7 protein-coding genes are annotated in these 9,732 nt (G+C 40.6%); 6 read left to right on the forward strand and 1 reads right to left on the reverse strand.

Annotated features, from left to right (window positions below; genetic code table 11):
- The first annotated feature begins 61 nt into the window (after positions 1-61).
- The 5 genes from CWC11_RS17475 (at position 62) to CWC11_RS17495 (ending at position 7,274) form a co-directional block, all read left to right on the forward strand.
- Complete coding sequence (locus CWC11_RS17475) at positions 62-1,789, forward strand: SLC13 family permease (protein WP_138683709.1); 1,728 nt, start codon at positions 62-64, stop codon at positions 1,787-1,789.
- A 780-nt stretch (positions 1,790-2,569) separates the two neighbouring features.
- Positions 2,570-3,181 carry an adenylyl-sulfate kinase gene (gene cysC, locus CWC11_RS17480; protein WP_138683710.1) on the forward strand — a complete coding sequence of 204 codons (612 nt, stop codon included), beginning with the start codon at positions 2,570-2,572 and terminating at the stop codon, positions 3,179-3,181.
- Between the two features lie 541 nt (positions 3,182-3,722).
- A complete protein-coding gene (locus CWC11_RS17485) occupies positions 3,723-4,679 on the forward strand; it encodes a DHHA1 domain-containing protein (protein ID WP_138683711.1) in 957 nt (318 codons plus the stop codon).
- Positions 4,680-5,057: 378 nt separating this feature from the next.
- Positions 5,058-5,978 (forward strand): UTP--glucose-1-phosphate uridylyltransferase GalU, encoded by a 921-nt coding sequence (galU, locus tag CWC11_RS17490; protein ID WP_138683712.1) that lies wholly within the window; start codon positions 5,058-5,060, stop codon positions 5,976-5,978.
- 129 nt (positions 5,979-6,107) lie between these two features.
- Positions 6,108-7,274: a nucleotide sugar dehydrogenase gene (locus tag CWC11_RS17495; protein ID WP_138683713.1), complete on the forward strand. Its 1,167-nt coding sequence runs from the start codon at positions 6,108-6,110 to the stop codon at positions 7,272-7,274.
- Between the two features lie 98 nt (positions 7,275-7,372).
- Here CWC11_RS17495 and CWC11_RS17500 read toward each other — a convergent pair whose 3' ends face one another.
- The gene (locus CWC11_RS17500; protein WP_138683714.1) at positions 7,373-8,815 is read right to left on the reverse strand and encodes a capsule assembly Wzi family protein; all 1,443 of its coding nucleotides are present in this window, start codon (positions 8,813-8,815) and stop codon (positions 7,373-7,375) included.
- A 374-nt stretch (positions 8,816-9,189) separates the two neighbouring features.
- Between CWC11_RS17500 and CWC11_RS17505 the strand changes: the two genes are divergently transcribed.
- On the forward strand, positions 9,190-9,663 hold the full coding sequence (locus CWC11_RS17505) for a peroxiredoxin (RefSeq protein WP_138683715.1): 474 nt from the start codon (positions 9,190-9,192) through the stop codon (positions 9,661-9,663).
- The last annotated feature ends 69 nt before the right edge of the window (positions 9,664-9,732 follow it).

Here is a 9,732-nt window from a genome sequence, read left to right on the forward strand (position 1 = left end):
ACTTTATATAGCGGGCTTATATTGGCCCGTATTTTATTAGCTATGGATGGTTACTTAACTTATGCTATTAGATGCATACATAACATTGGGTATTTTTGCATTAACAATTATAGGGTTAATCGTTTTGCAAAAACGCCCCGTTGCTGTTTTTGGTGCAACGCTTGTAGCTTTAATTGCATGTGATTTAGTAACTAAAAATCAGCTATTAACGAGTATCGCTAACCCTGGGCTTATAACACTTATTTTATTAATGCTGTGCTCGTTAGCGCTTGAAAAAACACGCTTGTTAAGAGTAATTGCATCTAAAACTATTGTTGATAGCTATTATTCAACATGGTTTAGACTATTTGGTATAACTACGTTTTTTTCTTCTATTTTAAATAATACCGCCGTAGTGGCTACGCTGCTTTCTCCTATTCGTAATAACCCCCATCATTTTGCCAGTAAATTACTGTTGCCTTTATCGTATGCCTCTATTTTAGGAGGGACGCTTACACTTATTGGTACATCAACTAATTTAATCATTAACTCTATGTATATTGAGGCGTCGGGTCAGTCGTTATCGTTTTTTTCGTTTACTGCTGTTGGCGCTATTTTAGTTTTGTGTTGTGGTGTGGTTATGTTTTTTTGTAACCGTATGCTGCCAAGTATTGAGCAAAATAAAGCTACCTCAGAGGGTTATTTTATAGACGCTAAAGTATCTGTAGATTCTCAGCTTGTAGGTTACTCTGTTGAGGTTAATGGGCTTAGGCATTTAGAGTCATTATTTTTAGTTGAAATAGTGCGCGCAGGTAGGCTTATTAGCCCTGTTTCGCCATCAGAAATAATACACCCATCAGATAGGCTTATATTTTGTGGTGATATAACTAAATTACTTCAGCTTGGGCAGTTTTCAGGGTTAGAAATATTTGCTGAAAAAACAGGCACAATAAACAGTAATCTTACAGAGGTTGTAATAAGGCAAGAAAGCCTACTTGTTGGTCGTACTTTAAAAACAACGGGATTTAGGGCGTTATTTGATGCTGCTGTGGTTGCTATAAGGCGTGATGGTGAGCGAGTGTCGGGTAAGTTGGGTGATGTAGTGATTCGCTCTGGCGACTTTTTGGTGTTAGCTGTAGGCGGTGACTATAAGTCGAGAACAAATATAAATAAAAACTTTTTAACACTATCGGGTGTTGAACCCGAAAGCAGAATTAATGGCTGGAAAGCTTGCTTTTGTGTTGGTGGCTTTTTAACCACTATTGTAATGGCTGCTATTGGTGTTTTAGATTTGCTAGAAGGTTTAATTTTATTACTAGGTGGCCTTTTATTTACACGCTGTTTAACTACAAACGAAATAGTTAGGCGTTTTCCTGTTGATATATGGCTGGTGGTGTCGTCTGCTATTTTGCTATCGAATGCGCTTGTTAACTCGGGTGTAGTTGAGTTTATTGGCAATTTTATTGGCCAGTTTAATGGGCCGCAATATATTTATACCGCATTTATTTTGGTGTATTTAATAACGTGGGTAATGACCGAGTTTGTAACTAATAATGCCGCAGCCGCATTAATGTTCCCTATAGGTTATACCGTTGCTCTAGGGTTTGGTGTTGACGTATTACCTTTTGTAATGGCAGTAGCGTTTGCAGCAAGCGGCAGCTTTATTAGCCCATATGGGTATCAAACCAATTTAATGGTTTTTAATGCAGGTAATTACAGGTTGAATGATTTTATAAAAGTAGGCCTGCCAATTAGCGTTGTATATGCGCTTGTTGTATTGATATTTGTACCGGTGTTTTTTCCTTTTTAAGGATGTGGTTAGTGTCAAAAGTCGCGGGCGATGGGCGATGGGCGATGGGCGATGGCGACGGGCAATGGGCGACGAGCAGCGGGTAACGAGCGGCTCGGTGTAAATTTACTTGTAGGCGTCTTGCTTGCTGGCGCATTGGTTTAAAAATGTAAGCTTTGCTTTTCACGCGAGCAAGCTTCACGCCTACGGGGGACAGGTTTGGCGATGGGCAGCGGGTGACGAGCTACGGGCGACGAGCAAAGGGCAACGAGCAGCGGGTAACGAGCGGCTCGGTATTAAAATTACTTGTAGGCGCCTTGCTTGCTGGCGCGTTGGTATAAAAATGGAAGCTTCGCTTCTTGCGCGAGCAAGCTTCACGCCTACGGGTGACCGCTTTGGCGATGGGCAGCGGGCGACGAGCTACGGGCAATGGGCGATGAGCTACGGGCAATGGGCGATGAGTAACGGGCAACGAGCGGCTTGGTGTTAAAATTACTTGTAGGCGTCTTGCTTGTTGGCGCGGTGTTGTAAAAATGGAAGCTACGCTTTTTTCGTGAGCAAGCTTCACGCCTACGGGTGACAGGTTTGGCGATGGGCAGCGGGTGACGAGCTACGGGCTACGGGCGAAGGGCGATGAGTAACGGGCAACGAGCAGCGGGTAACGGGCGGCCCGGTGTTAAAATTACTTGTAGGCGTCTTGCTTGCTGGCGCATTGGTTTAAAAATGTAAGCTTTGCTTATTGCGCGAGCAAGCTTCACGCCTACGAGGGAGTTTGGTGTTTAATAATAAAAAGGGAATTAAATGAACCAAGATGAAAATATTGTATGGCACGCTCAAACTGTGTCACAGGCTCAAAAGCAAATGCATAAAGGCCATAAGCCGCTACTGCTTTGGTATACGGGGTTAAGTGGCTCGGGTAAATCTACTGTGGCAAACGCAGTAGAAAAAAAATTATTTTCACTTGGTTGCCATACTTATTTGCTTGATGGCGACAATGTTCGTATGGGGTTAAATAAAGGGCTAACCTTTAATGACGAAGACCGCATTGAAAATATTCGTAGAATAAGTGAAGTTGCAAAATTATTTGTTGATGCGGGCTTAATTGTATCAACTGCGTTTATATCACCATTTGCATCTGACCGTGCTCAAGCACGTAGTATTGTTAATAAAGATGAGTTTGTTGAGGTATTTATTGATACACCTTTAGCCGTGTGTGAAAGCCGTGACCCTAAAGGGTTATACAAAAAAGCACGTGCAGGTGAGATTCCAAATTTTACAGGGATTAGTTCATCATTTGATGTGCCCGAAACCCCAGAAATACATGTAAAAACAGCTGAGCAAACTATCGAACAAAGTGCAGACCAAATTGTTAGTTATTTAATAAAAAATAAGATTATTGAAGTTAAGAGTTAGGGGAGCTGAGGGCGACGGGCGATGAGCTACGGGCGGCTCGGTGTTAAATTTACTTGTAGGCGCCTTGCTTGCTGGCGCGATGTTGTAAAAATGGAAGCTTCGCTTCTTGCGCGAGCAAGCTTCACGCCTACGGGTGACAGGTTTGGGCGACGGGCGACGAGCAATGGGCGATGAGCAAAGGGCGACGAGCTACGAGTAACGAGCGGCTCGGTGTTAAATTTACTTGTAGGCGCCTTGCTTGCTGGCGCGATGTTGTAAAAATGGAAGCTTCGCTTCTTGCGTGAGCAAGCTTCACGCCTACGGGTGACAGGTGTGGCGATGGGTGACAGGTTTGGGCAACGAGCGACGAGCGATGAGCAACGGGCGATGAGCTGCTCGGTGTTAAAATTACTTGTAGGCGTCTTGCTTGCTGGCGCGTTGGTTTAAAATGTAAGCTTCGCGCCTACGGGGTGAGGGTTTAGAGCGGTGAGTGCCCGGTTAAAATCGATGGGTAAAATACGGATTATGGTAAATTTTTTACATTTGGATATTTGAGAACATTATGAAATACGATATTTTTAACGGTGATGCGGATGGCATTATCGCTCTATTACAGCTTCAACTGGCTAACCCTACGGATACTGTAAAGGTTACTGGGGTGAAAAGAGATATTCAATTAATGAAAAAAATCATCCCGCAAGAGGGTGATTGTATTCGAGTATTAGATATTTCAATGGAAAAAAACATGTCGGAGCTGCATGACGCATTAAGTGCGGGAGCTCGTGTAATGTATGTAGATCATCATAAAGCGGGAGACATACCTGCTCATGCTAATTTATTTGCTCATATCGATTTAGATGCAAATATGTGCACAAGCTTAATTGTAAGCGATTTAATTGATAAGCAATTTCACTTATGGGCTATTACTGCTGCCTACGGCGATAATTTGTTTGCAAAGGCAGATAGCGAAGCTGATAAACTAAATTTAACTGATTTACAAAAATCACAATTAAAAGCATTTGGTACATATATCAATTATAACGGCTACGGAAGTGAAGTGGCTGATTTGCACTTTGCACCAGAAGAGTTATATGAACTGCTTTTACAGTATAAATCTCCATTTGATGCAATAAACGATAAGAAATCGGTTTATTACACTCTTGAGCTAGCCTACAAAGCCGATATGGAAAAAGCTGCTAATGCACAGGTTGTACATGATTGCGATACAGCCAAGGTTATTTTGTTAGAGGATGCAGCCTGGGCCCGCCGAGTAAGTGGTGTGTTAGGTAATGATTTAGCTAACCAATCGCCAAATAAAGCACATGCAGTGTTTACCTTTAATAATAAAGACAGTTACTTAGTAAGCGTAAGAGCTCCGCTTAACAATAAGCAAGGTGCCGTTGATATTTGTAGTAAATTTGCCACAGGTGGAGGCCGTGCCGCTGCCGCAGGCATAAACGAATTACCTAAATCGCAAGTTGAAAGCTTTGTTGAAGAGCTTGTAGGTTATTATAAGTAGAAATGTTAGGTAGTAACGAACAACGAGCGGCTCGGTGTTAAAATTACTTGTAGGCGTCTTGCTTGCTGGCGCGGTGTTGTAAAAATGTAAGCTTCGCTTATTGCGCGAGCAAGCTTCACGCCTACGGGTGATAGCTTTGGGCGATGGGCGACGGGCAATGAGTAACGAGCAGCGGGCAGCGGGCTAAGGGCGACGAGCGACGGACCGTGGGCGACGAGCAACGGGCTAAGGGCGACTCGGTGTTAAATTATTCGCATAGCCTTGGGGCTCATTTATTATTTAATAAACACGTTATTAATTACATTCAGGTTATATCTACTTTACTGTTGGTAAGTTAAGATCAAATTATAAATTATTATTTTAAATAAAGGACTAAATATGAAAGCTGTTATCCCTGTTGCGGGCCTTGGAACACGTATGTTGCCAATGACTAAAGCTATTCCTAAAGAAATGCTACCAATTGTTGATAAGCCGCTTATTCAGTACATTGTTGGCGAATGTGTAGCTGCGGGTATTAAAGACATAGTGCTTGTAACGCATAGCTCTAAAAACGCGATTGAAAACCACTTTGACACAAGCTACGAGCTTGAAGCTACGCTTGAAAAACGTGTTAAACGTGCGCTGCTTGAAGAGGTTCGCTCTATTTGCCCGGCTGATGTAACAGTAATGAGCGTTCGCCAAGGCGAAGCCAAAGGCTTAGGGCACGCTATTTTATGTGCAAAACCTATTGTTGGCGATGACAACTTTATTGTATTGCTACCAGATGTAATATTGGATGCTTATACGGCCGATCAAAAAACTGAAAACTTAGCTGCTATGATCAAGCGTTTTAACGAGACCAAAGCTAGCCAAATTATGCTTGAGCCGGTAGCCCAAGAGGACGTAAGTAAATACGGTATTGCTGATATTAATGGCGTGCAATTAACACCTGGTAACAGTGCTGCAATTAAAACAATGGTTGAAAAACCAGATGCTGACGTAGCGCCTTCAAACCTTGCAGTAGTTGGCCGTTATGTATTAAGTAAAAATATTTGGCCATTATTAGCTAAAACACCAGTGGGTGCTGGTGGCGAAATACAGCTAACCGATTCTATTGATGCGTTAATGACACAAGAAACCGTTGAAGCGTTTCATATGAGTGGTCGCTCACACGATTGTGGCGATAAACTGGGTTACTTAAAGGCCATTGTTGAATACTCAATGCGTGATGAAAAATTAGGTAAAGACTTTACTGCTTTTATGACTCAAATTGCTCAAGGTGACGAGCAAACCGTTAAAGGCAATGTAGTTAACTTATAATAAAAAACCCACACTTAATTAAGTGTGGGTTTTTTTACTTATAGCTATTTTAATTAAATTTATTGTTTATTCGTTTTAGCGCCTAGCTCTGGTAAAATAATAAAAAACTTTTATACCTAAAGGAATAATATGAAAATCGCCGTAGTTGGTACTGGCTATGTAGGCCTTTCAAACGCTATGCTTTTATCGCAGCACAATGAAGTTGTTGCACTGGATATTGATGAGCAAAAAATTGCACTTTTAAACGATAAAAAATCACCGATTGTTGATACTGAAATTAGTGAGTTTTTAACGCGCAGTGACCTAAATTTTACAGCAACTACCGATAAAGTAGCGGCTTATAAAAATGCAGATTATGTAATTATAGCGACCCCTACCGATTACGACGTAGAAAATAACTACTTTAATACCAGCTCGGTTGAAGCAGTAATTAAAGATGCAATAGCGCATAACCCTAATGCAGTTATGGTGATTAAATCGACTATACCTGTAGGCTTTACAGCCGATATTAAACAGCAGCTTAACGCTGAAAACTTAATATTTTCACCAGAATTTTTACGTGAAGGTAAAGCCCTTTACGATAACTTACATCCATCACGCATTGTGGTTGGTGAGCAAAGTGAACGCGCTACTGTATTTGCTAACTTACTTAAGCAAGGCGCTATTAAGCAAGATGTTGAAGTGCTATTTACTGACTCAACAGAAGCTGAAGCAATTAAGTTGTTTTCTAACACTTACCTTGCAATGCGAGTTGCTTACTTTAATGAGCTTGATAGCTACGCTGAAGCGCACGGTTTAAACAGCAAGCAAATTATACAAGGCGTAGGCTTAGACCCTCGCATTGGGAGTCATTATAATAATCCGTCGTTTGGTTATGGTGGCTACTGTTTACCAAAAGATACAAAGCAACTACGTGCAAATTACCAAGATGTGCCAAATAATATTATTGGTGCCATTGTGGATGCTAATACTACTCGTAAAGATTTTATTGCTGACTCAATTATTAAACGCAGCCCTAAAATAGTTGGGGTGTACCGCTTAGTAATGAAAACTGGCTCTGATAACTTTAGAGCATCAGCTATTCAAGGCATTATGAAACGCATTAAAGCTAAAGGCATTGAAGTTGTTGTTTTTGAACCAGTACTTGAAGAAAATGAGTTTTATCATTCGCGTGTGATTAAAGACTTAAACGAGTTTAAACAAATATCTGATGTTGTGGTTTCTAACCGTATGGTTGAAGAGCTAAGTGATATTGCAGATAAAGTGTACACACGAGATTTATTTGGTAGTGATTAAAAAGTAAAAGTTTTTGAGTCTTCTAAGTAAACATTTACTTAGAAGACTTTTTAATAAATTATAATTTTATTAGCATAGTGCTGTATTGCTTATAAGTTTTAAAAGTTAGCAAAAACACCTAAGCGAGCAAACGTTTCTCCGTACACATCCTTTCCTTGATAAAGCTCTGCACCCCAACTTTTAGCGCCCATTATTGGTTTACTTAATTTACGTGTATATGCTGTTTGTAGCTCGTAGCCCGTTTTATAACCACTGTTTTTATTTTCAAGTGAGCGAACAGTGGTATTAAGTGTTTCTATAGGGCTTAATTGCCAATGCCAGTTTACGCTCATTGATTTGGCTGGCGTGTAGTCGGTGTAGTCGTGCTCATCACCAGCCCAGTGGCCAATAACATTACCCGAGTTACGGTTTCCGTCTAAATAAATACCATTTGCGTACCAAAGCTTTTGCCAATTACTGTGTTCAAAGCGCAAGCTGTGGTTACTTGCAATAAAAGGTAAATATAAGCCAAAGCTGTAGGCGTTATTACGTGAACCACCTAAGGTATCTTCAAGTGCAACTTCACCATAAAACTCATACGGCATTGAATAAATACTGTTATTGTATTCAAAGGTAATAGAGCCTAACTGATCGCCTAGTTCGTAGTTTTCTCCAAGTTCATCAGCATCTTCTCGGCCTATGTTGTCTTTACTGCCTGGGCTAAAAAAGCCTTCAGCAAAGTCTGTTAGGGTTACACTGCGCGGGCCGCCCCCAAATTGCATTAAGCGGCTTAAACCAATGGTTAGGTTATCAGTAGCTGCAAAGCTTGTGTGTAAACCGAATAAGTACGGCTTACCTGGTTCGTAAACTCTATCTACACCTGTTTGTTTACCCTCTTTTAATATGCCGCTTTGCTCGGTCATTTGGCTTATAAACATGTCGTATCGAATATTAAAGCTGGTTATTGGCTCTACGTTACTAAGCGTTATAGAAGGCGTTGTTTTAGCTTGTGTGCTTAGCAGCATAGCGCTGTCTTCAAACGGTGAATACCAATGCTCGCGGTAACCAATATCTAATTGCGCGTATTTGTAACCTAAATATATAAAGCTTTGCGTTGGCAGTATTTCGTCTTCATTAGCTATACCTGCCACGCTTACACCAAAATGGCGGCCAAAATTGGCGTATGCGCCGCCTTCAACAATTAAGTTGGTTTTAGTGGTTTGCCCGCGTTGGTTTGGTAGTGTTTTGTCTTTTGTACCTGCAGCAACAGTCACTTTTGCAAATGCACCAGCATCGCTTTGAATGTAAGGGCTAAGTTGGTATGAAAGTGTTTGATATAACTCTGGGTAAGTGTGCCTAATAGTTTGTAGCACGTTGTAAATATCGTGTGCTTTATAGGGTTTACTCATTATATGAGTGTTTTTACTTACGGCTAAAAGCCGTTGTACTTGGTGCTCAAGTTCAGGTGCTTGGTTTAAAGGTAAGTAAGGTGATACACCACCTTTGGCAACTGCGTTTGCACTGATTGCCATCCCTATAAACAGTGATATTTTTTTGAGCATAATTATTCCGTTAGCAAATTTTATGATAGTAAAAACGTTAATGCGAGGTTAGCAATAAATACGTTAGTAAGAAAGGAAAAAGCGTTTATAGGCAGTAGTTTTGAGTTGCCAGCTGTCAGCTGTCAGTTGTTAGTTATTAGATATCAGATATCAGATATCAGATATCAGTTGTTAGTTGTCAGCTATCAGTTGTCAGTTGTTTGATCTGACCCTGATAAAGTAATTTATTTACAAAGATATTAGAGGGCGCTGCGCTTTAGATATGCAAAAAAATAATAGGCTTTGTTTTACTGAAAACTGTTTTTTATAACATCTGTTTGGTAAATGCTATATGCTGTAACCGTATATTATATCAACACCAATAAGGATTTATCATGATTGAGCAAGGCCAAAAATTACCAGAAGTGGCATTAACACAGTTAACTAATGACGGTATGCAAACACTAACTAATAAAGATTTATTTGATGGTAAAAAGGTGGTGCTATTTGCAGTGCCTGGCGCTTTTACACCAACGTGTTCTAATGCTCACTTACCTGAATTTATTACTCTTGCTGATAAAATAAAAGCTAAAGGTGTCGATGCTATTTACTGCGTATCAGTAAATGATGCATTTGTGATGAAAGCGTGGGGTGAATCGCAAAACGCAGAAGAAATTTCATTACTTGCAGATGGAGATGCAAGCTTTACTAAAGCACTAGGCCTTGATAAAGATACTGCCGGTTTTGGTGGTATTCGCTCTAGCCGTTACGCAATGATTGTTGATAATGCTGAAGTAACAGGACTATTTGTCGAGCCAGGAAAAGAGTTTGAAGTGAGTCGCGCTGAATATGTATTAGAGAAAATTTAAGGGCGTTTTTAGCTATCAGCTGTCAGTTATTAGCTGTCAGCTATCAGTTATCTGATCTGACCCCGATAA

The organism is Pseudoalteromonas sp. S3178 (genome assembly GCF_005886985.1).
GTDB classification, from domain to species: domain Bacteria; phylum Pseudomonadota; class Gammaproteobacteria; order Enterobacterales; family Alteromonadaceae; genus Pseudoalteromonas; species Pseudoalteromonas carrageenovora.

What these genes read in the sequence shown, in the direction of transcription:
- CWC11_RS17500 (WP_138683714.1), bottom strand. Translation starts at nt 8,815, where the DNA reads ATGCTCAAAAAAATATCACTGTTTATAGGGATGGCAATCAGTGCAAAC.
- CWC11_RS17505 (WP_138683715.1), top strand. Translation starts at nt 9,190, where the DNA reads ATGATTGAGCAAGGCCAAAAATTACCAGAAGTGGCATTAACACAGTTA.
- CWC11_RS17485 (WP_138683711.1), top strand. Translation starts at nt 3,723, where the DNA reads ATGAAATACGATATTTTTAACGGTGATGCGGATGGCATTATCGCTCTA.
- galU (WP_138683712.1), top strand. Translation starts at nt 5,058, where the DNA reads ATGAAAGCTGTTATCCCTGTTGCGGGCCTTGGAACACGTATGTTGCCA.
- cysC (WP_138683710.1), top strand. Translation starts at nt 2,570, where the DNA reads ATGAACCAAGATGAAAATATTGTATGGCACGCTCAAACTGTGTCACAG.
- CWC11_RS17495 (WP_138683713.1), top strand. Translation starts at nt 6,108, where the DNA reads ATGAAAATCGCCGTAGTTGGTACTGGCTATGTAGGCCTTTCAAACGCT.
- CWC11_RS17475 (WP_138683709.1), top strand. Translation starts at nt 62, where the DNA reads ATGCTATTAGATGCATACATAACATTGGGTATTTTTGCATTAACAATT.